Origin of the sequence: Chroococcidiopsis sp. [FACHB-1243] (assembly GCF_014696895.1) — a bacterium.
Classification (GTDB): Bacteria; Cyanobacteriota; Cyanobacteriia; order Cyanobacteriales; family Chroococcidiopsidaceae; genus Chroococcidiopsis.
In genome coordinates, this window is sequence record NZ_JACJQX010000031.1 from 63,042 (window position 1) to 87,673 (window position 24,632).

Consider the following 24,632-nt stretch of genomic DNA (forward strand, 5'->3'; position numbering starts at 1 on the left):
TTAACTCAATAATTTATACGTATCTCGATAACTATCTAAAAAGTACGATCGCATCCCCAATTACAAAAACATTTGATTCACCTCCATCTCAATTTTAGGAAAAGCCAGTCGTGACAACTTATCACCTTCACCTAAAATTGTCTCTTGCTGATAAGTTTCCTCGCCTGGTTCTCGCAGAACGTAAACCTGTCGCGCATTTACATCTACAATCCAATATTCAGCAATTCTAGCTTGAGCGTAAATACGTGCTTTTAAAGTGCGATCGCTACTTAACGTTTTATCTGCTACTTCTATTAATAAGAAAATATCATCTGCTGTAGGATGACCGTCAATATATTCGCGAGAGTTAATGCGGACAACAGCAATATCGGGTTCTGGTTCGGAATTTGGATATAAGGTAATAGGTAATTGCATTCGCAAGAAAGCTATACCTACTAATAGGTGGTTTAGATAGTTAAATGTTCGCTGTATAGTAGCAGCATGAGGAGGTTGTTGCGGACTCATTTGAATAATTTGCCCTTCTAGTAATTCGACTCGATCTTTTGTTGTCAGTATGTCCGCTTCGATCATGCGATGATATTCATCTACAGTCCACAAACGCAATTCTGTTATTGTCATAACTTTATCCTCAACCTTGAGAATGAGGTGCGATCGCTAATTAGGAAATTGCACATCTTCGTAAACTAATGAGATAGGAAAACGAAGATCGATACTCGTAAATTCCACTTCATCCCCTACTTCATATGGATGCAATTCCCAAAAACTTCTGTCGTTTAACCGAAAACACTCTACACTAAATTTTTCTGCATCAATTAAAACGTATTCTCTCAAAGTTGAAATGCGACGATATTGAGTAAATTTTCCACCGCGATCGTAAGCTTCCGTACTAGGCGAAAGAACTTCTACAATTAAACAAGGATACTGAAGAAACTTAGTTGCTTGTCTGTCTCGTGCGTCACAACTTACCACCACATCTGGGTAATAACATGGTCCTTCCTCAGATACACAAACTTTTGCATCAGCCATGTAAACGCGACAAGAACCTCCTCGAAGATAATTTTTTATTGTAGTGGTAAGATTAACGGCGACAATATTGTGAGGGATAGTACCCCCAGTCATGGCATAAACTTCGCCATTGAGATATTCGTACTTGAATGCTTGATGTTCTTCCCATTCCAAATATTCTTGGAGGGACATATATTTATAATCTGGATTCACAATCATATAATTTTATCCTTGACTAAAACTCTGCAATAGCCAACGGTTAATCTCGCCGTCATCTTGAGTTAGACTGCGTTGTAATGCTTCTTTAAATAAAGCAATTTCTAATCCAGGTAATACCCTAGATTCTTGAATTTCTCCACTACTACCTTGCGAAATTTCAAATGCAATAATATCTCCAGCATTCACGTCAACCACCCAATATTCTCTGACTCCTGCACGTTCGTAAATTAATCGCTTACGTCCTATATCATCATTGAAAGAAGTTGCACCCAATTCTATGACTAGAGTAGGTGAGGGAAATTCCTCTAAATTAATCGGTGAGTTGGAACGCGGTGGAAATCTAAATTCTGCACCAATGTAAAATGCTAAGTCTGGCTGAAACTCTCTAATACCTGCTCTCCGAAAACTACAATTAATTAGACTTTTGATTCTAATATTTTTAACAGTGGTATACAAACTCACTACATTATGAGCAATGCTATTATCCTGGCTGTGGCTAGAACCAATTGGTGGCATTTCAATCCTCATATAATCGCGATCGTAATAAAAATTAGCTTTCTCATACTCTGGGTTATCAGCAATCGCCATAAACTCTTCCCACGTTGCTTTCACCCAGGTATCTGCCACAAAATTCTGTGTATGAGACGAACTAGCCATTGTCCTCCACCTCTACTGCTACGGTGTATTCAAACTCATTCGGACTTTGCCTAACTAAAGGATAACGCCTGCTACCGATACTAATAGAATCCTCTTCACAATCAGGTTTAGATGAATAATAAGTCAGTACGTATTGCTTCCCAATTCTGCCTGACATTTCTGCTTCTACTTCGCCTCGCCATTGAGTTTTTGTCACCAAAACAATCAATTGATTAGCTAATTTAGGAATAGTTTTGGCAATTTGACGGCGATAAATTTCATCCAAACTACCAAAGGGGGAATCCATCACGATTGGAAAAGTACTGGTGTCGGGAACCATTAGCATTTTCTTCTCGCTCCATTCCCGCACTCTGTCAATAATACTGCTAATAAAAGAAAGGCTGAGAATTTGATTTTCTCCCGTAGAAGCAGCTACAGGCATTTCTATGCCAATTGTATTCTCTACTAATGTCAATTCGTAGCGATCGCTAATTTTAGGAATATAAGGAGTAAAAGAAATCTCACGAAATATTTCTTGAACTCGTTTTTCTAACTGCAAGCGAAACTGTTGTTCTTGTCGCGATCGCACTTCAGTTAAGCGCTCGATCGCATCCTGAGTAGCAGCAATTCGTCTTTGAGCTAAAACTTGCCTTTCTTCATTATATTTCTGCTTAATAATTTGCTTGGCTAAATTTTCAGTTTCGGCTTGAAAATTAGCTATTTGCTGTTGATTTGCTCCCTGTTCTAGGATTATTTCTCTAATTTTTACTTCAATTGCATCTACACGTTTTTGCAAACTCCGAATCTCTTCGCTTGGATCTTTACGCAATCGTTCCTGAATAGAATCTAATTCAGTTTCTATCTGTGAGATTGTCTGTCTTAATTGCTGAATTCTAGCTTGTTCTCTATCTACTTCTTCCCAGAAAATAGGTGCTTGTTTATCAATCTCATCTACTTGTGCGCTCATGCGAATAACTGTCTCTTCTACACTAGAAGAACCTGCTCTTTCTAACCAGTTTTTCACACTTTCACAAGCGAAATTTCCCTCATGTAAATCTGCACCGCAAATACAACGTTGGGAACTCAGTAAATCGCTAATAAATTCCCGCGAAATTCCTGCCTTTAATTCTCCTCGCTGTTTTAATTCCGTAACTATAGCTCGAAATTGATTAGTAGTTTCTGATAAAAGTACTGTATATCCTTTCGTAGAAATGACTCTTTTTAAAAGTTCTCGGCTTTGTTTAAGACTATCTTGATTCGTCTTTTTCAGTTGCTCTAATTCCTGCCGTCTTTCTTGTAATTCCTTTGCCGCACTAAGTTCCCGTAGATAATGGCTCGTTTCTTTCTTCAGCGTATCTTGATACTCTAATTCTTGCTCGATTTCTATTTGCCTACGCTTGATTCGCTCTATTTCTTTCTCAACTTTACTCTGCTGCCTAAGTAGCTTTTGTGTCTCGCTGTCCCCAATTGCTTTTAACTCATTATCTAGAGTTCTCTTTGCTTCTCCTAAATGTCGAATTGCACGATTTAAGACTTCAACTCCCAACAGCATTTTAGTAGCTTCAGCAATTTCTGTTTTTTTATCAGAACGAACAATTTGCTCAATGCGTTCGCCATCAAAAAAGAAATACTGATGTAAACTACTGGGAAGAATTTGATGAATAATTTCCTCTGGATGTTCTGGTGGAATATACCAACGTCCGTCATCTCCAGACACATACATAAATAATTCGCTTTTACCTGCATCTATATCTAATTCATTTTTATAGACTCGACAATTGCGCTTAGTGCGGTAACGTTTTCCTTCATGTTCCCAACTGACTTCTACCCAACATTCTACCGCTGCACCTAATTGTACTTCGGCGATCGCGCGTTTATTTACCAATTGCTCGACAGAAGCAAATGCCGCACTAAATCTCTCGTACAATACCCACGTAAAGGCATTTAATAAACTCGTTTTTCCCGCACCATTGTTTCCGTGAATAATTGTAGTGTTTTGTTCGCTTCCAGTCGCTAAGATTATTTCTGGCGTTTTTCCATAAAAAGAGCGAAAATTACATAATTGGATAGAAGTGAGCTTCATTACTGCACCTCTTCTTTGATAATCTTCACAATATCGTCATTAATATGACCTTGGCTTTTTCGGTCTAGTCTATTTTTCTCTAGTTGACAGACTCGCTCGATAATTTGCCTAATCTCTGGCGCAGCAGTTACTATCGGCTCCTGCACGTCACTCATATTTGATTCTGTTATCATGCTAGTACAAATGAATGCTATGCAATATTTTATACATGTGTACTACCGTTTGGCTACCGATCGGTAAGTCAAAAGTCAAAAGCTAAAAGTCAAATAAAGTAAGCCTCGTAGCTGCTCAAGCTCGGGCTGCTGCAAAAATCTAATCTTGATGGAAAACAGGCGTTAAAAAACTTATGGAGCGTAACTGCACTACCCTTGTCTGCACTTAACTAAATCTTTTTGCAAGGGTGTAATACTGGCAGAAAAATTTAAGCTGAAAAAATCTTGTTTTTTTACTTTTCTGATGATAGTATTGCTTTAACCAAGATGGTTTTCTTAATAATTAAAATATAACCGTTTAGAAAAAAAGAAATAATATTTCTATTATAAATATACATATCACGCTCGCAGAGCGAAAGTCAATCCACATAGCTAAATAAATTGATTTTTGCGATCGCAAGTAAAGAATAATTAAAATTTACTTTTTGTCTTGCTGGGGAACTGCGGGTGCAGGAGTTGCAGGTTGAGGATTAGCCAACTTATTAATTTGCTCTTTTTCTGAGGGACTAGGTGCAAGGGCAGCAGCTTGCTCGAATAAGGGCTTAGCTTGCTCTGGCTTACCCTGTTCTTTAAGTAGCAGTGCCTTACCTAACACAGGGCGATAATCTTTTTGGTCGATTTGGATTGCACGGTCAAAAGCTGCATTGGCGCGATCGCTATTTTTCTGGGCAGCATAAACTTGACCCAAGACTAGGTGATATAAACCCTCATTGGGGTTGAGAGCAATCAGTTTTTCTAAAGGTGCGATCGCACCCTGAAAGTCTCTCTGGCGGACGCGAACTTCTACTAATCCCTTCAGTGCTGCTTGGTTATCTGGTTCTTGCTTCAAGACGAGTTCGTACTCTTGTGCCTGATTCACCAGTGGAGATGAAGATTGCGATCGCGCTGTCTGGCTAGCAGTGGGCGTAGCTTCCTGCGCTGGCTGACTATCTTTGACTATGCCTTCTAACAGGGGTAACATCGAAGCCCCAATAAAGAAAACGGCTCCTAACGCCAAGACGAGATTGATGAACCAACGACTGCGGGATGGCTGTGACACGATATCGCTTTGAACTCTACTTCCATATCTTAAAAGCTAACATTCAGAATGCTAATTGCTCGTTGCCGAGCGAAAGGGGGTTAATTTACCTAGTTGCCTGCACGAGTGCAGATTTTGTAAAATAGCGATTTTCCGATCTAGGGTAACATCACAACCAATTGGGGTTGTAGTGATATGTTATGCTGCGCTCACGCTTAGTTTACTTCTTGCCAATGAGCTACGCTTGCCGACAGCATACAAAACGTAACTTAAATTATCCGCCGCTCGAATTTGCGAGCAGCAGGATAAAAATAGTCCCAAATGGGATTTGTCTCCGCCGCTAAGGAGTTTTTATGAATTCCGACCTGATTCCGTCTTCCCAAGTTTCCGATTCCGATTCTCAACAGTCTCCAACCGAGACTGTAGCAGAGGAAAACCAAGCAAACCGCCAGCAGCCAATTCCGCCCCCAAGCGAACCAATGCAGTATCGTGCCATTGGTCTAGTACGCGGTCGCTATCAAGCCAGCGCCGAACAATTCACGCAAGGAACATTACTGGCGCATGATGGTACTCAACTGCAAGCCGTACTGCTAGGGCGAATTATTAGCTTAGTGAGAAAGCACATAGATTTAGAGGCAGAACACCTGTGGGTGGTTTACCCGCGCACGGGACAAAAAGATAATCAATTGCACCTTCAAATTGTCGGAGTTTGGGAACCAGAAACCCTAGCAAAGCAACCAACCCCAGAAGAAACTCCCACCAGCGAAGCAGCACCATCAGAAGCGGATTCTGCACCAATCGACAACGCCGAAGATGGTTATTTTTCTGTACGCGGTGAAGTCGTTTTCCAGTCTGCGGGGGATAGTCGGCTGGTCGTGAAAATCAAGCAAGCGCCACGCAAAGAATCAGATCGACCCAAGTTTTTTAAAGTCAATCTTCAGGGCGTGCTGAAAACAAAAGCTGTAGGTCAGTTTTGGGAGTTTCACGTCCTCAGACAAGCTGACAATCTCGTCATACAAGAAGGTACATCGATCGCTACTTTGCCTAAACCCTTCCGAAAACCGATGAAAAAACCCTTCGGCGCGCGATCGGGAGGAGGATATAACAAAAGTGGAGGTAGAGGTAAATTCGAGACCCCACGTCCCGTCCGTAAGACTGATGGCTCTACACCCATGCCTCAAAAACCCATACCCAAAGCCCCCATTCCCAAACCGACAAAACGTCCAAAACCACCGCAAGAGTAAATAGTAGTTGGTGACTGGTGATTAGCAAAGAGGAAAAAACACCAGTCACCTCGCTAAAACGCCACTAACGACTCATCAACCAACGACAACTCTCTAAATTCCGAATTATCATAGAAGCAGTGAAGCTATCTGGATTGAGTCAAAATTTTCTGGGAAAGGCATAGGTGAGATGAAAACAGTGGTTGACAATAAGCTAGTGCGGACTTATCACCAAGAAGATATTCAACAAATTCTCCAAATAGCGATCGCTCGTCAAGCCTATGAGGGAGAATTTTCTCGCCAACAATTATTAGAAATTGCCGCTGAATTAGAAATTTCCTCAGAATGTCTGCAATTAGCAGAACAAGAGTGGTTAACTCAGCAATCTGATAGTCAAGAACGGCAGAAATTTAATCTGGATAGACGGAAAAGGTTGCAAAAAAGATTTGGTAACTATGGTTTAGTTAATATCTTTTTTATCCTTTTAGATCTGGTTAGTGGCGGTGGTCTGTCTTGGTCACTTTATATCTTATTATCTTTAAGTTTTCTTTTGGGTCTTGATGTGTGGAATAAGTCACAGATTCAAGGCGAGGAGTATGAAAAAGCCTTCCAGAATTGGAAACGCAGGCATCAAATAAAGCGTTCGATTAACTCTCTGCTAGATAGACTGCTTAAAGCTTAGTTACTCAATTATATTTTCACCTGTAGTATTTATTCGCGATCGCCTGTGCCTATCCTCAATTTCAAAGGCACGTTTAGAGGGCGATCGCTAGCTTTTAACTATATAATTAAAAATTTTATCTAGCCTAAGATAGACAAATAATCAAGGTTAGAGAACTAAATTTTCTACCTCAGTAGAGTTGATTTTATTTTGAGTATTTCTTTAGAAATACTCTAATTTTTGCTTGTTACTACTATTGATATATAGTTACTCGTAATCCAACAAAAATGAAAGTTTTTTGGTAAAAATAGACGTAACGATAAATTTTTATCATTTTTCTGAGCTAAAACTACAAAATGCAAAAATCAATCATAACTTCTGAGAATTAATTTTTTCTAACCTAAGTCTAACCTAAGGTAGATATGCGAGCTTTAGGACTAACTATACAAAGCGCAAGTTTACCAGTAAAAGACGATTAGAATTCTGCTGGGAGTGCCAAATTTGGTGCAGAAATTCGTTTAATAGACTCCAAAAAAACAAACTGTATGTGAGGATGACAAAAATGAATGTTAAATTTTTCCATTCGACTGCCATTGTATTTAGTATTGCAACTGTTGTAGCAGTTGCAAGCGAACTGCCAGCATCAGCGCAAACTGCAAACCCTAAAATTTCTACTTCTGCTGCTGCTTTGAAGGATAGATCGAGAGTTAACACGATCGCACAAGCCGATCCAACGTATCCCAGCACTCAACCATCTACCCCCACTACAGATCCGACGTATCCCAGCACTCAACCATCTACTCCCACCACAGAACCAACGACTCCTACGACAGAACCAACTACCCCAACAGAACCACCAGCAACTAATCCAGATCCCATTGAACCAGGCTCGTCTACCCGTGGTGGTTCTAGCTACGTAGGCGTGGGAGCGAATATTGGGATAGACGGTAGTACAGCTTTAGGTGACACCAACTTCACCGTCATCAGTAAAATCGGATTAACCAATGCTGTCTCTGCACGCCCGTCAGTCATCATTGGGGACAACACCACCATCTTGATTCCCGTGACTTACGACTTTAACTTGCAACCTACAGGAATCGATACAGGTTCGGAAGCTGGTTCGATTTTTGCACCCTATGTCGGCGGTGGTTTGGGTATTTCTACGGGAGATGATAGCGATGTAGGACCAATGTTAACTGCTGGTGTAGATGTACCAATAGGCGAGCAATTTACAGCTAACGTAGGTGCGAACGTAGGCTTTTTAGATGATACAGAAGTAGGTATTCAAATTGGTGTTGGCTATAACTTTGCTGGCTTCTGATCGGTGACTAGTAACTAGTGGTTGGTGGCTAGAAAAAAGTCCAGCCACTAGCCATTCACAAGCAACCAGTTATCGCAAAAGCTATAGCGCCTGGAGAATTGTCTTCTACAGGCGCTATGCTGGTTAAGTTATAGAGTTTCAACTAGTTATCTTCTGTATATAACTATAGAATAATCGTTAAATTTAGATTTTAGGTAAAGCCAACGTAAATATCTATCTAACTTATGTGAAAAAAGTGTTAAAGGATCGAGGTGTAAGACAACTCCTGACTTGGTACGATCGCGATCGCAGACCGCTACCGTGGCGACAGCAGGTCAATATTTATCACACTTGGATCTGCGAGGTTATGAGCCAACAGACGACTCTAGCCGTCGTCTTACCCAAATTTGCTCAATTTATTCAACAACTGCCTACGGTAGACGATTTAGCCAACTGCGATGAAGAGACACTACACCAACTCTGGGCTGGATTGGGATATTACGCACGAGCGAGAAACTTGAAAAAAGGTGCAGATTTTATCGTCAACCGTCTTAACGGTCGTTTTCCCCAATCTTATCGCGAATGGTTGCAAATTCCAGGTTGTGGCGATTATACTGCTGCCGCGATCGCTAGTATTTGCTTGAACGAAAAAGTTCCTTGTATTGATGGTAACGTCATCCGGGTGGTGAGTCGCTTGCTAGCCTTACAAGATGTGTGGAGTACAGTAGGGCGATCGCGCATCCAAGATTATCTCACGCAAGTCATTCCTAGCGATCGTCCTGGTGATTTCAATCAAGCGATGATGGAGTTAGGTGCAACAATCTGCCGAAAAACGAAACCCCGTTGCGATATTTGTCCTTTACAAATTCAATGTTTGGCTTACGCTAACAATTGGATTGAAATTTGTCCTCCTAAAAAACCCCGCCGCGTTTTAGTAGATACGGAATTATTCGTGCTAATTTTTTGGCATCGACAAACCGATACTTTGGCAATTGGAGAAAGAACAGATGGGTTTTTAGCCAAAACGATTGGCTTTCCTTTGGCGATCGCTCATCAATTAGCAAAGATCGAGCGTTGGCAACCGCTTCAACTACCAGGAAAATTTACCCATGCGATCGCTCATCATCGTATCACGGGAAAGATTTGCGTTATTCAATTAAATAGGAATGAAATCGATCTTTCCATGCGGCAGCATTTAGCTTTATCGAAAACCCTACACTGGATGAATCGTCTAGACATAAGCGCAAAACTCTCAACCGCACTCGATCGAAAAGCTTTTCAGTTATTGCAAAATTACACTGATTCTGATTCAATTTGCGAACAACTCGCACTAAATTTATAGCAGGATTAAGTGTAGGGTGGGCATTGCCCACCTGATGATATAGCTATTTCCAGCGACAAGACTTCCGCAAATTTTCAATTTCTGGTTCTTGCCAAGAAAAAGCAAAATGGCTAATCCCTTTGACTTGAGGTGCAGCACGCTCGATCGCGCTCATTTGAGCTTCGAGAGAGGGGCGATTGCTGATAGACTGTCCCCATGTACCAGCGATCGCCGGAATAACTTTAGCTTCAGGTGGCGCGTATTTAAACACTCTTTGCACCAAAGCCGCAATGCAATCGGCATTACCGCAAGCAGCATAGGACATGGGATGCCATTCTGCACTGGTAGGAAACCGATCCCAAGGCTGCAAGCGGGAATCATACCCCTCACCTACAACTTGGTTGCCATCAGGAAAAAACACTAACCCTGTCTGTATTCCCTGTTGTTGTACTGGTGAAGCTGCCAAGGCGACAAAATCTAGAATTCCTTGTAGAGCATGGGCTACACTCAACCGCCATAACTCCAACTGTAGCAGCGGACGACGCGCCGCAGCACTCGGTAACACTTTTTTCTCCTCTTGAGTGGGTGGAGTGCGCCCTTGCCAAAGTGGTTCTCCTTCATCGGGATAAAGCCTATCAACCTCATCAACATCTGAGGCTGACAATGCACCCTTAGCAACATAGCGTTTAATCAGTTCTCGCCCCTTTTTGTTCAACGCCCGTTGTTCTAAAGCTTGACGGGCTGCTTCGCTATAAATCCATAAATCTTGTACTTTAGAGACTACAGAAGCACCACCCAAACCGCGTGGATAACGCACGTAGTCAAATAAGACTCCGTCAGGGCGGCGGCGAACCACTTGTTGCACCAACTGATAGAAGTCGCGCTTTGCCTGGACGTTGTAAGGATCGATAAATACTTGACTGGCGTTATCTACAACATTTAAGCTCGTATCGCCTTTAAAGTTCCTGGCTAATACCGATTGACGATCGCTGCGTTGCCCGTAGGAATAGCCGAAGTTCATCATAAACATCCAAGCGTAGACTTTCAAGCCTCGTTCGTGGGCTTTTTGAATAGCTTCGGCGAGTAAATCTGTATTTTCCGTGCCAGGGGTACGCACCATCGCGGGCCATGCTGTCGGGTTAGCCGATGCGGGCAATAGGACTTGCCCATCCGCAAATGTCTCGATGTAAACGTAGTTATAGCCTCGGCTGACAATCCGATCCATAATCTTGTCTAATACCCCTGGCTGAGTATCGCAGGGATAAAGGCGCAACCAGATCGCTTGATGTTGAGGCGGAGTGCGATCGCGGCACTCTGCTAATTGCTGTGCTTGTTGGTTTATTAGCTGTTTATAGCGGTTTTGCGCCTCTGTGTCACCTTGTAATGCTTTCTGAAGTAAGCTTTGTTTCTCTTGCCTTACTGCTTCTGATTCCTGACAGTAGGCATTTGTTTGGGCTATTACAGGATGGTTCCCCAAGCTCATTACCAGTAAGCTACTCGTAAAGGCGATCGCCGCTAGGTATCGTTGTAATAGGCGCAGTTGCAAGAATTTTAATTGACTTAATTTGCAATCGGACATTCCTAAAAACAAGAAATAGGACAAAGGAATTCAGAAGTCAGAAGTCGGAAGTTAAGAAAGTATTATGGATAGCCTTAAAGAGTTGACAAACGATTAAATTTGCTTACTTTATGTTCTAGAGTGCAGAAGATAACTCTTCCACTTACAACTTACGACTCATAACTTACGACTTAGTTTGACGTTAGTATTCGACCTTTGGTTGCTACCATCACTCAGAATAATTCGGAATTTGTCCTGTGTAATTCGTAATTATTCGGAATTTCTGCCACTGATGTTTCCTTTATCCGTTTCCCGGTAGGCGATCGCCTACTTTATTTGTGTAAAAAAATACTGGCAAGCAGTAACCTGCTTGCCACCAGCAAAGATACATATTTCTTAAATATGCCACTAGTAACTAAGCTTAATTTCCCCGAGCCACCGCCATCTCTACTTGTTTGAATTCTAATTCCAGGCGTTGCTTAAGCTTTGCTGGTAGAGGACGGTTAGGATAAGAACTGTAGTGACCAGCCAGGGAATTTAAAGCGGTACGCATGGTGGTAAAAGAACTTAAACCTGTCAAACTACCATTACGCTGATAGCGGGCGGCGAAATCATTAATTTTTTTGCGGGCTTCTGCTTGGACTTCGCCTTTGTCCGGTGCATCCTGCGGTAGTTCGATTGCGTTGCGCAATACACCTATCACATCCAAGGTATCTTGACGATAATCTCCAGAAAGCCCACCGCCACTAGAGCAGCCCATTAAACCAATAACGACTACCAAAACCAGGGCAAGTAGACGTGACCAATAGTGCTTCATATACAATCCATTCACATTCATACTTAAATCACAGTCAATCCTACCGTGGAATGGGATCATCTAAGAAGCCGACTGATAACTGATAACTGATAACTGATAACTGACATGGGTTTACCACAATTTGTTTTGGCTTCCGCTTCTCCAGCGCGGCGGCGCTTGTTACAAATGGTTGGCATCGAACCAATTGTTCGCGTTAGCAATTTTGATGAGTCTCAAATTCAAACCAAGAATGCGACTGAATTGGTAGAAACTTTAGCGCGTTGTAAAGCGGAAGCGATCGCACCTCAGTTTGATTCAGCTTTAATTATGGGCTGTGATTCTGTCTTGCTGTTAAATGGAGAAATACATGGTAAACCGGAGAATACAGAAGTCGCGATCGCCCGTTGGCAGCATATGAGCGGTCAAGTGGGGGAACTGTATACAGGTCATGCTACGATCGACCAGCCGCAACAACGAATACTTGTCCGCACTCAAGTCACGCGGGTTTATTTTGCTCAAATGAGCGATCGCGCTATTAGAGCCTACGTTGCTACCGGAGAACCCCTCAAGTGTGCTGGTGCTTTTGCTTTAGAAGGGCGTGGAGGTCTATTTGTCGATAAAATTGAAGGCTGTCACTCAAATGTAATCGGTCTCAGCTTGCCCCTACTGCGCCAAATGCTATTGCAACTTGGTTATGAGGTGACGGATTTTTGGGATAGGTAAGTCAAAAGTCAAAAGTTAAAAGTTAAAAGTCAAAACTACATTTGCAAAAGATTAGTGACTGACAACTACCAATTATCATCCACCTCAAATTGATCCGCGTGCAGTACAGCTTCTCCATGATCTGGAACCCAAGCTAACCACTCGTCTTTTCCCACTTGGCACAGGAGCAATGCTTCATCATGACTGTAAGTACTGGGAAGTTCTCGCAACTTGACCCAACCATTGCGTTGACATTGCTCTAATGAATTGTCATAAATTTTGTTCAACCAGTCCGAATGGGTTCTATCGGCGGTTTTGTGTTGTTTGTGAGAATTTAGTTGCACTGCCTTTGCCCTCTTTACTCAGAAAAGTCGATCGGCAATCTGTAAAAATTGCATTTCTGTAGTTTATGCTACAGAAACTTCGAGAGAAGCTGCATCTATCGTTGGATAACTTTACGTTTGTTCCAGCCAGATATACGATCTCCTTTTAAGTTCCGAGCCACATAGAGTAATAGAATGAGGAGTTGTGAGTGATAAACTCAAAATTTATAGTCTGGTATTGAGTATTCCATGACACCTGCTTCTACTCCTTCACTGCGATCGCAACAGCACTCTCTAATTCGGCAACTAGCCGACGCGATCGAATCTGTTTGGCAAAACCACCTAGAACTCTCACCCTACGTCATTCCCGCAGAGTTAGGCTATGTTGAAGGTAGATTGGAGGGAGAGAAACTGACAATTGAAAATCGTTGTTACCAAACACCCCAATTTCGTAAACTACACCTAGAATTGGCGAAAGTGGGAACGAGTCTAGATATTCTGCACTGCGTCATGTTTCCCCGCGTAGAATACGCTCTACCCATGTTTGGCTGCGATCTAGTCGGAGGAAGAGGACAAATTAGTGCTGCGATCGCAGATTTATCGCCTTTAAATCAAGAACGGACTTTACCCCCAGCTTATACTGCTGCACTTTCGGCTTTACCAAATCCGAATTTCTCGCAACCCCGCGAACTTCCGGTTTGGGGAGATATCTTTTCACCGTTTTGCACGTTTATTCGTCCTGGTTCTCCAGAGGAAGAAGAGAAATTCTTGGCAATGGTACGAGGATTTTTAGAAATACATTGTACCCAAGCGATCGCGTCTCAACCTGTTTCTATAGCGCAACAAGCCGAAATTTTCGCCGCGCAACAATACTACTGTACAAAACAGCAGCAAAATGACAAAACTCGTCGAGTATTAGAAAAAGCCTTTGGTGTGGAGTGGGCAGAACACTATATGACGACTATATTATTTGACTTACCGGAAGCAAGTAATTTGTAGTGATATTTGCGATCGCTAGTTTGTTGGTAGCCGATCGTAGGATTTTGGCTCAATGTCAGCTACTTTCGCTAATACTGCCTCATATTTATTCCGACTGCCTCGTTTCGCCAACTCTTCTAAATATGTTTCAGTCGTCAATGCAGCGATTTTTTCTGCAACGGCAGTTGCGATAAACTGATCGACTGAAATGCCATCTTGTTCTGCCAAAGCTTGTAGATTTTTGTACAAGGAGTCAGGAAGCTGAATATTTAAACGACTCATGACAATGCTCCAATTTCTCTCAAAAACTCCGCAGGCATAACCGCTTTAACTCCAAACTTTTCGATCCCAGCAAAGTCGCGGATATTGTATGTCACCACGCTATCACATTCTGCTGCAACTGACAGTTCCAGTATCATATCGTCCTTTGGATCGTTTAGATAAGGTCGCCACAGAAAGAAGATCTGATGTTTTATTGCAACGGAACAGTGATACTCGATAAAGTTTTCTACATCTATCGCACTGATGTACAAATTCGATAATTCTCTCAATAATACCTCACGATATTCTAGTACTAGCGGAACCGAAAGGTGAATGTCAAACTTTCCCGTACCTACCAACATCAGCAACCGAAATGCACTACCCCGCCGAGAACGTAAGCCAGCAACAATGACATTTGTATCGAGGACAACTTGTGGAATTGGCACGGCAGCAAGATAAAAACTTTGTGTAACAGTTGGCTTGTCTTTCACAAATTTATTGCTGATTCTTACATATAGCAATCCTAAAGCATTCACGAACAACAGACAGTTTCATCGTCAAACAGCCTTCTATTGAAGGTCAGTTGAGAAATTGTCTCGTTCGTTGCGAAAGCGGCATTCATCCCACAATCCACCTCACTCACTTTTTCTTCGTTCTTGAGAATGCCTAGGAAAATTCGTTTTTGACGTATTCGATATCGGCAATATATATTGTCACTAGGAGTTATCAAACCTGGCTCAAATCTCTCGTAAATGCTGATAATTTGTGCATCTGAGGTGAATGATCTTTGGATTAATTGTGGATGGTTGCCAATAAACCATCTGAAACAGAATACTAAAAATATTAATACAAATAGAGCAAGGAGACGCGATCGCGCTAACCATCTTGACCCAGGTTCGTTGAAATAAAAAGCTATTAAAAAATAGAAGAACTGGCGTGAAATAAAATAACCAAGTTGCAGATAAATTGAATATTTCAATCTCGAACAGCAATCGACTTGTCTCGCCTTGTAGCCAATTGAAGCTGAGAATTAAAAGAACACAAATAATAGCAAGTAGATTCTCTCTTGGTCGGCTAAATGTCCTCAAGCCGATCCTGACTAATACTCGCTTCCAGTACCTAAATAGCCTCCAAAAAGATTCAAAAAATTGCATTATCGGTTCCAACAAAGTGTTGTTGTGGCTGCTGACGATCTAGTGTTCCCAGTCACTAACCTTCAATACCAGCCAAAACAATTATTGAACCTAATACTCCACTAGCGTCACAATTGGTACGTCGGGCAAGTTCTGTCGTCCTGCTAAATCTTGTAACTCGACAATAAACCCAAAACCTACCAACTCGCAACCGATGTGCTGCACTAACTTAGCCGTCGCGCTGGCGGTTCCCCCCGTGGCAATTAAATCGTCTACAATCAACACTCGACTACCCGGCTGTAAGGCATCTTGATGCACTTCTAACTTATCCATGCCATACTCTAGTTCGTATTCAACCGAGTGAACTAAAGAAGGTAACTTCCCAGGTTTACGCACCGGAATGAAGCCAATGCCCAATTTATAAGCCAAAGCTGCACCAATGATAAAGCCGCGTGACTCAATCCCTACAATATATTCAGCATTTAAGCCCGCACCATCCAGCTTATCAGCCAGACTATCTATGGCATGGCGCAGCCCTGCGGCATCGCGCAGCAAAGTGGTAATATCTCGAAACAAAATACCAGACTTAGGAAAATCGGGAATATCGCGAATCAGGGACTTGAGATCCATAGGTTGTCAGCGAGACTGGCTGAGTATAACGGCAACTATCTATATTGGCAGACTTAGGAAGACTTTGAAAAATCGTACACTAGAATTCCAGATGTTTTAAATTGTTACGTGCGATCGCTAATTTCGAGCGAGAATCAGGGAAACATTACTATCAGTTACCAGTTATCAGTTATCAGTGACTAGTGGCGGGTGACTGGTGACTAGAATTGCTCCCTTGTCCCCCTCTGCTCCTGTACGGGCGGGTTTGGAAACCCGCCCCTACCGACTCCCTTCTATGCTAAAAGTAGACAGTCAGTCGCCAATTTTGCCAATCTAGTGAAGGCTGGTTTTAGTTATTTACTCGTATATCTTTGGTTAAGATGAATGTCTCCGCAAGCGCGAATCCGTTAGATAGTTCAACCGTCCCATCCCTCCCCCTGATGCTGGAAAGTTTACCTAACCCACCTGTTGATGAAAGGGCGTGTCCTCAAAGGGTGAGGTTGCAAATTGATTTGATGTTACTGGCGATTGAAGCCCTAGAACTTGGTGGTTCGGAATTATTCTTGGCAGTAGCGCAGGAGCTAGAACTACAAGATATCGTCAAAAATCGGGTAAACTTGTGGCGAATGCGCTGTACGAATCCGTTGAGGCGATCGCACGCTCGGCGCGACCTCAGTTTACTAGAGGCTAAAGCTCTTGTCGTCATCGCCGCCGATTTAGCTCGGAGGTTAACGGCAGTAATTCGACAATTGCTATTGACATATCAGCAAATGTGTGATACGGGAATTCCACTTGAACAAAATTTACGCTTGTCTAATTATCTCGAAAGGTTTCGATCGCATTTTCGCAGTCGGATGAATCCTCGTCGTTCTGGGGTTCTAGCTTACAATTCCCCTGAAAAGCTGGATGAACTAGCACTAACGCTGTTGCAACAGTTACTATTTTGTACGGGGACAGCGGGAATGCAGCGGTTGTGGATTAGTTTGTTTGATGGGGAAGTAGAATGACGACGATTCAACGTAAGTACAGTCTGCCAAATTGCACGCTGGTTTTAGAGGGATTGAGCGATCGCGCGACTGACTCCCAATCCTTTGACGGGCGACCCGTACTGACGATTTTGACCTATGTTGAGTGTCAACTCATCCAAGCGAAACAAACCTTGACTGGTGGTAGAGATTTTTTTGAAAGTTTGGTTACAGCTGTTAGCGGTTACGCCCAAGAATTTTTGAGTCACGTCACGCACCCAGAAGCGCACAACAAAGAATCTAGCTTGGTACATCTGCAAAAAATCGATCGCGATCGTCATCGTTTGATCGTCCAGCCAGAAAGTCATAAAGAATCAGAGGCAAATAGCCACACTGAAGTCACGACGCAGGAAGTTGAGCTGACAACAGTACAGTTATTTGACTTAGTAGAGGCAATCGATCAGTTTTTTGCCGACACTCAAACCTTACCAGATTTAACGCTGCAACTAGCTCCAGTTTCGCGGCGCTACGTGCGATCGGGACAGCAGTTAGTCAAGCAAGCCGTACCCGCCACCGTAGGCGCATCGGGATTAGCCCTAGCCGCGATCGCCTTTTTCTTAATTCCCATTCCCGAAGCTGTCCGCCGTCCTACAGAACCTACCTCTCCATCCGCCCAATCTACCAACATTGCTAACGCACCACCCATCACCGATCCGTTGCAATTGGTGCAATTACAGCAAAAACTCACCGACCAACTCAAACCAGCTTGGAAGCCTAATGCAGCCCTCGGTCAAGATTTAGTTTACCGCGTTGGCGTAGCTGCTAATGGAGCGATTAAAGGCTATGTTGCGGCTAACGACGTATCCAACGGGCAAGTCCAGCAAACTCCCCTACCTCGCCTACTATCTCAGCCTACTGCGGGTGCTAATCCTACTCCTGAATCATTAGCGCAGCTTCAAGTTACCTTTACACCCAAGGGAGAAGTACAGGTTAAGCCTTGGGAAGCGAAGAAATGAGACAAGGGGAACAAGGGGGACAAGGGAGAATAAACTGTCAACCAACAATTACCAACTACCCATTACCCATTACCATTCTTTATGGATACGGTGATATTAAATTTAGAACCAATTGTGCATTTGACTCAGGAACAGTTTTATCAACTGTGCATGGCAAATCGCGAGTTGAATTTAGAGCTTAATGCCAAAGGAGAGTTAATTATTGTGCCACCCGTAGGAGGAGCAAGCGGCAATCAAGAAGCAGATCTGATAACAGATTTGAATAATTGGAATCGTCAAACCAAGCTAGGAAAAGTCTTTAGTTCCTCGACAATTTTTCGCCTCCCAAATGGTGCCAACCGTTCTCCTGATGCTGCTTGGATAAGATTGGAACGATGGGAGGCTCTAACTCCAGAAGAACGAGAAAAGTTTCCTCCCATATGCCCAGATTTTACAATTGAATTGCGCTCTCGCACCGATATGCTAAAACCATTACAAGAGAAAATGCAAGAATATTTGGCTAATGGTTTGCGTTTGGGTTGGTTAATTAACCCTCAAAACAGCCAAGTAGAAATTTATCGCGCCAACCAGCCTGTAGAAGTTATATTTTTACCTTCCGTCCTCTCTGGAGAAGAGATTTTACCTGGATTTGAGTTACCTATAGAGTAGGGCGATCGCTACCTTCTCATATACGATCTAAAACCCTAAAACCTAAACTTGTCCAATAAGTTCTACCAGCCAAACGACAATAGCCACAACCATCAACATCGGTGTCAACCAATCGCCCCAACGCACGTATAAAGTTTTGGTTTGACGGCGATAAATAGTTTCGGAATGAATTTCATAAGTATTGTGTCCCGATATCCAAACCGTTTTACCGTGAGGATCGACAAAAGCAGAATATCCGGTATTGACAGCACGCACAGCCCATCTGTCAGTTTCAATTGCTCGCATGATATCTAAAGCATGGTGTTGAGCTGGCATCGCAGCACTGTAATGAGCATCGTTGGAAGGGCTGAGGATAAATTGCCCTCCAGCAGCGGCTTGATAGCGAAATCGTTCGGGAAAGGCAGATTCGTAACAAATTCCAATAATTGCTCTACCGAAAGGAGTATCGAATAATTGATCTGGCGCACCTGCTAATTGATGCTCGTCAAGGGGTGAGAGTCGAGAAACAATCCCACCTAAAATTTCTTGAAACGGAACGTATTCGCCAATTGGCACTAATTTTGATTTGTCGTAACGACTAAAAATCTGTCCGTTACTTAGTAGGGTGAAAATACTGTTTGTATAGCCTCCTTCTTTGTCGCCAAACAATCCCAACCAAGCAACTACGCCTCTTTCTTCAACCGCTGAGTAAAAAGAAGTGCGTTGAACGTCATGCCAGCGAAAAGGTAAAGCTCCTTCTGGAGTTAAAACTGCATCGACTCCCCGATCTGCTAAAGTTTGGTAGCCATTTGTATAACCTTCGATCGCCTTCCGAAAGCCTTCGGGATAAAGTTTGATTTTATTCGGGACGTTACCCTGAACGATCCCAACTTTGAGAGCCGTGTCTGGAGAGTGAATCAGGGGACGGCTATACAAGCTGTAGCCCAAAAGGTGTAATGAAAGACAGAAGGCAAAAGGTAAAAGGCAAAAAGCAAGAGATTTTCGACTCCCTTGTACGGGCGCACAGCTGTACGCCCGTACGATCTCAATCCAAGCTTCGGCAAATAATCCATTCACAGCCATGATCGCAGCCGTAACAGCACTCGCGCCAGACAGTTGACCGAGATGAAGAATGGGTAGGTTGTGGGGGCTTTGGGTGTAGGAAAGCGAAGACCACCACAAGGGTCCAGCACTCCACAGGCTTTCTAAGCCGCACCAAAGGGCAACACCAACGATAAGGCGGACAAGGTTAATGGGAATTTTGTCACGCAAAGACGAGGACACTTCCGTGCGGGGGTTCCCCCCGTTGAGGAAAGTGTCCGTAGCAAAGGCGCTAAGGGTTTTTGATGTTTTTGCGTTTGGGAGTAGGGATTTTAAAGTGGGAATTCGCCAATTTAGTAGTGCTTTCATGCCAACGCCCCAGCCAACTACTAAGGCAGCTCCCCAGAGGGTAATGAAGATCCAGCAGAAAAGGGCGATCGCCAGACTACTCAACCACGGTACACCCATCCAAGTCATAGGATGAATGCCCGTAATCCAAAACAGGGCAATTCCGTGATAGCCAATGCCCCAGAGGAGGGAGCAGAGAATCGGTAAGGGCGGGTTTCTAAACCCGCCCTTACTGGAGTCGGGAGATTTAACAACTAATACCCACAAAGGAGCCAGAGCAATCCAAGCGAGATACCAGGCTCCTACAGGGGCAACCGTTATCCCCATTAAAATTCCACTGATTAGAGAGACAAGAGGTGGGAGGTACGAGGTCAGAGGTGCGGTCTTTTCCTCTTGCCTCTTGCCTCTTGCCTCTTGCCTAACACGCAGCCGCTTCATCGCTGACATCAGATGGAACTAGAGCTACAGCCGCGATCGCATCGTCTTCGTCCAAGCGTTGTACTCTTACGCCTGTCGCACTGCGCGATTGGCGGGGGATGGCATCGGTGGATTGACGAATGATAATGCCGCGAGTCGTGATCAGCATTAATTCGTCGCCTTCATTGACTACCATCAAGGCTGCTAGCTTGTCTTTGAATTTGCGATTTTGCTTGAATTTCGTCGCAATTTTGCCTTTGGTGGCACGATTGTACAACTTGAATTGGGAGACGGGGACGCGCTTGCCATATCCTGCCATTGTCACAATCAATACCCAAGGACCTTGAGTAGCATTAGCTATTTCGCCATTTTCCTCGGTTTCGGTTTCGACGATTTCGGTTTCTTCAACTTCGGCTTCAGCGGGATCGGCTTCTTCCATGTGCGAAGCAGCGAGTACGGCACTGGCAATGATATCCATGCCGATTAGTTCGTCTCCCTCTCGCAGTTTCATGGCTTTTACGCCACGAGTGGCTCTACCCAAAGGACGCAATTGTTCGTGACTGGTTCTAAAGTGAATTGCCATGCCAAAGCGAGAACCGATGATAATACTATCTTCGACTCGCGCCCTACGTACCCAACGCAATTGATCGCCTTCTTCTAGGGAAATTGCAATCAATCCGTTTGCCCGAATATTGGTGAAAGCTGCGAGTTCGGTTTTCTTGATGTAACCGCCTTTAGTTAGCATCACCAGATATTCATCGCTGCTAAATTCGCTGACTGGGACGATGGAAGTAATCCTTTCTTCTTTGGGGATCGGTAGCATTTGCACGATCGGTACGCCCCGACTGGTACGCGATCCCACTGGAATTTGATAGGCTTTGAGGGAGTAGACCACACCGCGATCGCTGAAGAATAAAACGCTGTCGTGGTCGCAGCAGGTGAGGAAGTGATCGACACCATCATCCTCTTTCATTCGCGTCCCCGATTTACCGCGCGTTGCCCGACTTTGAGCTTCAAAGGTATCTAAGGGCATCCGCTTGATGTAGCCTTGTTCCGTCAGCAGAATCACTGCTTTCTCGTTGGCGATTAAGTCAATCGCATCGAATTCCCCTTCAGCAGGTTCGATTTCCGTGCGGCGAGGGGTGGCGTGGGCTTGTTTGATTTGGGTGATTTCAGTTTCGATGATTTCTAAAATCCGTTCCCGTCGTGCCAAGATATCTTTTAAATCGGCAATCTGGACTTGTAAATCTTCGTGTTCTTGACGAATTTTCTCTGCTTCTAGTGCTGTCAGTCGCCGCAACTGCATTTGTAAAATTGCATCAGCTTGGGCTTCCGATAGTCCATGAGTGTCGATTAATTGCTGTTTTGCCGTAGTTGTATCGGCAGCACTGCGGATTGCAGCAATGATCTCGTCTAGGTTGAGTAAGGCAATCAGTAACCCTTGCAGGATATGATCCCGTTCTTCAGCTTTCCTCAGTTCGTAGCGAGTGCGACGGGTAATTGATTCAACGCGAAACTCTAAGAAGACTTGCAGAAACTGTTTTAAAGTCAATAGCTGGGGTTCGTTGTTGACCAACGCCAGCATATTCGCACCAAAGTTAGCTTGAAGCGGAGTTTGCTTGTAGAGGTTGTTGAGGACGACGCGGGGATAGGCATCGCGCTTAAGTTCGATGACAATTCTCATGCCATCGCGATCGCTTTCATCCCGAATATCGGCAATCCCTTCAATCCGTTTGTCGTTAACGAGTTCGGCAATTTTTTCAATTAAGGCTGCCTTATTAGTTTGGTAAGGCAGTTGAGTAATAATAATTGCTTCCCGTTCCGGTCGTCCTCGTTGTTCGACCGTTTCGATCTCCGCCACGCCGCGCATCGTAATTGAACCGCGACCAGTGGTAAACGCTTCGTGAATCCCCGACGTTCCCAAGATTTTTCCCCCCGTAGGGAAGTCGGGACCAGGGATATATTGCATCAACTGGCGATCGCTAATTTCTGGATTGTGGATCAGCGCCACTACACCGTCAATTAATTCGCCCAAGTTATGCGGCGGAATATTTGTCGCCATCCCCACGGCAATTCCCGAAGACCCGTTGAGCAACAGTTGGGGAATTCTCGCAGGTAAAACAATCGGTTCCTGCTGGGAACCGTCGAAGTTGTCGATAAAGTCTACAGTTTCGGCTTCAATGTCCTGTAACAAAGCATTTTCAGTTAATGCCTGCAAGCGACATTCGGTGTAACGCATTGCCGCTGGGGGATCGTTATCCACCGAGCCAAAGTTACCATGCCCTGCAATCAGGGGCGATCGCATGGAGAAATCCTGCGCCATCCGTACCAAGGCATCATACACAGCCGTATCGCCGTGGGGATGATATTTACCTAGTACCTCCCCCACAACACGGGCGCATTTACGGAACGGACGGTCTGCCGTTAATCCCAACTCATGCATGGCGTAAAGAATTCGGCGATGCACGGGTTTCAGACCATCCCTGGCATCTGGTAGCGCCCTACCTACAATTACGCTCATGGCGTATTCCAGGTAAGACCGCGACATTTCGTTCCGCAGATCGGTTGGAATGATGGTCATATCTTTGCAAAAAACTCCAAATTCGTCGATTCTCGGCAGATAATGCCCAAGATGTTACTAAATCTTCGGTTTAGCTGCCAAAAAGCTGTAAATTATATCAAAATTTTATCATATTTTGCTAGGGATTGGTTGGTAATGGGTAATGGGTAATAGGTAGTTGGTAGTTGGTTACTGATAACTGAGAACTGACAACTGAATTTAAGCCTCAAGATAGTGTGTGCTAGAGGACGATCGCTTTTAAGCTGGGGCGTGTAGAGGTAAGAATTAGATATGAGCAGTGAAACGGCTCCAAATCAAGCAGAAAAGCAAAATCCCCCAGGAGATCCATCGCAACTCGATCCAGAGGTACTGGATAAAATTAAACACCCGCCTTCGATTCACGACCAAATGAAGCAACTCAGTCCTGAAGAACTGCGGGCAAATCAAGCCGTGTCGCCAGAAATGCTCAATAGTGGCGAAGATTTGCGCGATGACATTATGCCGACGGACAGTGAGTAGTGAGTAGTGGCAAAGAGGGGTGCGTGACAAATGACAAATGACGAATGACTAATGACTAATGACAACCACAACGCGCTAATCTGATGAATCAATAAGGATTTAGATATGTTGGCTGTCATCTATTCTGACGAGTTTCTCGAACACAAAACGGGACGATTTCACCCAGAAAAACCAGAACGCATCAGCGCGATCGCATCTGCTTTACAAGATACTAGCTTTGCTCACCAACTAGAATGGCGATCGCCTGTGACAGACTCCCAAAGGGCGATCGCGTGGTTGGAAAAAGTCCATTCACCCCATCACATCCAATCTGTTCGAGAACTTGCCACCCAAGGTGGTGGTTATTTGGATCTCGATACTCCTGTATCTCCCCGTAGCTACGATGTAGCACTATTAGCAGTCAATGCATGGTTGGATGGGATCGATTACACGCTAGCAACAAATAACCCTGCTTTTGTCCTTTCTCGTCCGCCTGGACACCATGCCGAAAGCGATCGCGGCATGGGATTTTGTTTATTTTCCAATGCGGCGATCGCCGCTCATTATGCCCTAGAACAGCCCAACATCAACCGCGTGGCAATTCTAGATTGGGATGTACACCACGGTAACGGAACTCAAGCGATCGTGGAGAATCACCCGCAAATTGCTTTTTGTTCCTTACATCAGTCTCCCTGCTATCCTGGCACTGGTACAGCTACCGAAACAGGAGCATACAACAACGTCCTCAACCTACCCCTCCCCCCAGGTAGCACGATTGCTGACTACCAACCAGTGTTTGAAACTCAAGTGATGCCATTTTTAACTCAGTTTCAACCCGATCTACTGATTGTCAGTGCTGGATACGACGCTAACGCCGCCGATCCTCTAGCAGAAATGTACCTGCAACCGCAAGATTACGGATTATTTACGGAATTTTGTCTTAAGATTACTCACCGGATTGTCTTCGGTCTAGAAGGAGGTTACGATCTCCCTGCCCTATCTCAATCTGTCGTAGCTACCATCGAACGGTGTCTTTTTTAGGGAGCCGGGAGTCGGAATCAACTACTCACTAACCAAAGCGCCACTAGCCACTGTCAGCTTCCCTCCGTACAATCACAGAGG

At 44.0% G+C, this 24,632-nt stretch carries 25 protein-coding genes; 11 read left to right on the forward strand and 14 right to left on the reverse strand.

What is annotated here, in order from left to right; translation table 11 throughout:
* Positions 1–60: 60 nt before the first annotated feature.
* The 6 genes from H6G17_RS21960 to H6G17_RS21985 form a co-directional block, all read right to left on the reverse strand.
* Positions 61–618, reverse strand: coding sequence for a Uma2 family endonuclease (locus H6G17_RS21960; protein ID WP_192160751.1), 558 nt, complete (start codon positions 616–618; stop codon positions 61–63).
* A gap of 36 nt (positions 619–654) precedes the next feature.
* Positions 655–1,224: a Uma2 family endonuclease gene (locus H6G17_RS21965; RefSeq protein WP_192160752.1), complete on the reverse strand. Its 570-nt coding sequence runs from the start codon at positions 1,222–1,224 to the stop codon at positions 655–657.
* 6 nt (positions 1,225–1,230) lie between these two features.
* The gene (locus tag H6G17_RS21970) at positions 1,231–1,881 is read right to left on the reverse strand and encodes a Uma2 family endonuclease (RefSeq protein WP_192160753.1); all 651 of its coding nucleotides are present in this window, start codon (positions 1,879–1,881) and stop codon (positions 1,231–1,233) included.
* Positions 1,874–3,943, reverse strand: a complete 2,070-nt coding sequence (locus H6G17_RS21975; RefSeq protein WP_192160754.1) for an AAA family ATPase — start codon at positions 3,941–3,943, stop codon at positions 1,874–1,876. Before H6G17_RS21975 ends, H6G17_RS21970 begins: the two co-directional genes overlap by 8 nt.
* Positions 3,943–4,098, reverse strand: a complete 156-nt coding sequence (locus tag H6G17_RS21980) for a hypothetical protein (protein WP_181245259.1) — start codon at positions 4,096–4,098, stop codon at positions 3,943–3,945. The genes H6G17_RS21975 and H6G17_RS21980 overlap by 1 nt, the downstream gene beginning before the upstream one ends.
* 475 nt (positions 4,099–4,573) lie before the next feature.
* Positions 4,574–5,194, reverse strand: a complete 621-nt coding sequence (locus H6G17_RS21985; RefSeq protein ID WP_192160755.1) for a tetratricopeptide repeat protein — start codon at positions 5,192–5,194, stop codon at positions 4,574–4,576.
* Between the two features lie 332 nt (positions 5,195–5,526).
* Between H6G17_RS21985 and H6G17_RS21990 the strand changes: the two genes are divergently transcribed.
* From H6G17_RS21990 to H6G17_RS22005, 4 genes are all read left to right on the forward strand, one after another.
* Positions 5,527–6,417 (forward strand): hypothetical protein, encoded by an 891-nt coding sequence (locus H6G17_RS21990; RefSeq protein WP_192160756.1) that lies wholly within the window; start codon positions 5,527–5,529, stop codon positions 6,415–6,417.
* Positions 6,418–6,586: 169 nt separating this feature from the next.
* Positions 6,587–7,078, forward strand: a complete 492-nt coding sequence (locus H6G17_RS21995; protein ID WP_192160757.1) for a 2TM domain-containing protein — start codon at positions 6,587–6,589, stop codon at positions 7,076–7,078.
* A 541-nt stretch (positions 7,079–7,619) separates the two neighbouring features.
* Positions 7,620–8,378 carry a hypothetical protein gene (locus H6G17_RS22000; protein WP_192160758.1) on the forward strand — a complete coding sequence of 253 codons (759 nt, stop codon included), beginning with the start codon at positions 7,620–7,622 and terminating at the stop codon, positions 8,376–8,378.
* Positions 8,379–8,613: 235 nt separating this feature from the next.
* Entirely contained in the window at positions 8,614–9,699 is a 1,086-nt protein-coding gene (locus H6G17_RS22005; RefSeq protein WP_347276459.1) for an A/G-specific adenine glycosylase, read from the forward strand.
* A gap of 43 nt (positions 9,700–9,742) precedes the next feature.
* Here H6G17_RS22005 and H6G17_RS22010 read toward each other — a convergent pair whose 3' ends face one another.
* Together H6G17_RS22010 and psb27 are read right to left on the reverse strand one after the other, a co-directional pair.
* A complete protein-coding gene (locus tag H6G17_RS22010; RefSeq protein WP_192160760.1) occupies positions 9,743–11,257 on the reverse strand; it encodes a family 10 glycosylhydrolase in 1,515 nt (504 codons plus the stop codon).
* A 400-nt stretch (positions 11,258–11,657) separates the two neighbouring features.
* Entirely contained in the window at positions 11,658–12,053 is a 396-nt protein-coding gene (psb27, locus tag H6G17_RS22015) for a photosystem II protein Psb27 (protein ID WP_192160782.1), read from the reverse strand.
* A 105-nt stretch (positions 12,054–12,158) separates the two neighbouring features.
* Here psb27 and H6G17_RS22020 point away from each other — a divergent pair, with 105 nt between their 5' ends.
* Entirely contained in the window at positions 12,159–12,755 is a 597-nt protein-coding gene (locus tag H6G17_RS22020) for a nucleoside triphosphate pyrophosphatase (RefSeq protein ID WP_192160761.1), read from the forward strand.
* A 65-nt stretch (positions 12,756–12,820) separates the two neighbouring features.
* Here H6G17_RS22020 and H6G17_RS22025 read toward each other — a convergent pair whose 3' ends face one another.
* Positions 12,821–13,021, reverse strand: coding sequence for a hypothetical protein (locus tag H6G17_RS22025; RefSeq protein ID WP_199316916.1), 201 nt, complete (start codon positions 13,019–13,021; stop codon positions 12,821–12,823).
* Between the two features lie 285 nt (positions 13,022–13,306).
* Between H6G17_RS22025 and H6G17_RS22030 the strand changes: the two genes are divergently transcribed.
* Complete coding sequence (locus tag H6G17_RS22030) at positions 13,307–14,056, forward strand: phycocyanobilin:ferredoxin oxidoreductase (RefSeq protein WP_192160763.1); 750 nt, start codon at positions 13,307–13,309, stop codon at positions 14,054–14,056.
* Positions 14,057–14,071: 15 nt separating this feature from the next.
* On the opposite strand, the gene H6G17_RS22035 is transcribed toward H6G17_RS22030, so the two are convergent.
* From H6G17_RS22035 to H6G17_RS22045, 3 genes are all read right to left on the reverse strand, one after another.
* Complete coding sequence (locus tag H6G17_RS22035) at positions 14,072–14,317, reverse strand: ribbon-helix-helix protein, CopG family (protein ID WP_192160764.1); 246 nt, start codon at positions 14,315–14,317, stop codon at positions 14,072–14,074.
* Positions 14,314–14,787, reverse strand: coding sequence for a putative toxin-antitoxin system toxin component, PIN family (locus H6G17_RS22040; protein WP_199316910.1), 474 nt, complete (start codon positions 14,785–14,787; stop codon positions 14,314–14,316). Before H6G17_RS22040 ends, H6G17_RS22035 begins: the two co-directional genes overlap by 4 nt.
* Before the next feature lie 753 nt (positions 14,788–15,540).
* Positions 15,541–16,059 carry an adenine phosphoribosyltransferase gene (locus tag H6G17_RS22045; RefSeq protein WP_192160765.1) on the reverse strand — a complete coding sequence of 173 codons (519 nt, stop codon included), beginning with the start codon at positions 16,057–16,059 and terminating at the stop codon, positions 15,541–15,543.
* A gap of 359 nt (positions 16,060–16,418) precedes the next feature.
* On the opposite strand from H6G17_RS22045, the gene H6G17_RS22050 reads away from it, so the two are divergent.
* The 3 genes from H6G17_RS22050 (at position 16,419) to H6G17_RS22060 (ending at position 18,667) form a co-directional block, all read left to right on the forward strand.
* Positions 16,419–17,045 (forward strand): DUF3038 domain-containing protein, encoded by a 627-nt coding sequence (locus H6G17_RS22050; protein ID WP_192160766.1) that lies wholly within the window; start codon positions 16,419–16,421, stop codon positions 17,043–17,045.
* Positions 17,042–18,019, forward strand: a complete 978-nt coding sequence (locus H6G17_RS22055; RefSeq protein ID WP_192160767.1) for a DUF4335 domain-containing protein — start codon at positions 17,042–17,044, stop codon at positions 18,017–18,019. Before H6G17_RS22050 ends, H6G17_RS22055 begins: the two co-directional genes overlap by 4 nt.
* An 81-nt stretch (positions 18,020–18,100) precedes the next feature.
* Positions 18,101–18,667: a Uma2 family endonuclease gene (locus tag H6G17_RS22060; RefSeq protein ID WP_192160768.1), complete on the forward strand. Its 567-nt coding sequence runs from the start codon at positions 18,101–18,103 to the stop codon at positions 18,665–18,667.
* 42 nt (positions 18,668–18,709) lie between these two features.
* Here the strand turns inward: H6G17_RS22060 and lnt are convergent, their stop codons facing one another.
* Entirely contained in the window at positions 18,710–20,362 is a 1,653-nt protein-coding gene (gene lnt, locus H6G17_RS22065) for an apolipoprotein N-acyltransferase (RefSeq protein WP_192160784.1), read from the reverse strand.
* A gap of 91 nt (positions 20,363–20,453) precedes the next feature.
* Positions 20,454–23,033, reverse strand: coding sequence for a DNA topoisomerase (ATP-hydrolyzing) subunit A (gyrA, locus tag H6G17_RS22070; protein WP_192160769.1), 2,580 nt, complete (start codon positions 23,031–23,033; stop codon positions 20,454–20,456).
* Positions 23,034–23,303: 270 nt separating this feature from the next.
* On the opposite strand from gyrA, the gene H6G17_RS22075 reads away from it, so the two are divergent.
* Both H6G17_RS22075 and H6G17_RS22080 read left to right on the forward strand, forming a co-directional pair.
* A complete protein-coding gene (locus H6G17_RS22075; protein ID WP_192160770.1) occupies positions 23,304–23,531 on the forward strand; it encodes a hypothetical protein in 228 nt (75 codons plus the stop codon).
* A gap of 105 nt (positions 23,532–23,636) precedes the next feature.
* Positions 23,637–24,551, forward strand: a complete 915-nt coding sequence (locus tag H6G17_RS22080) for a histone deacetylase (protein WP_192160771.1) — start codon at positions 23,637–23,639, stop codon at positions 24,549–24,551.
* The last annotated feature ends 81 nt before the right edge of the window (positions 24,552–24,632 follow it).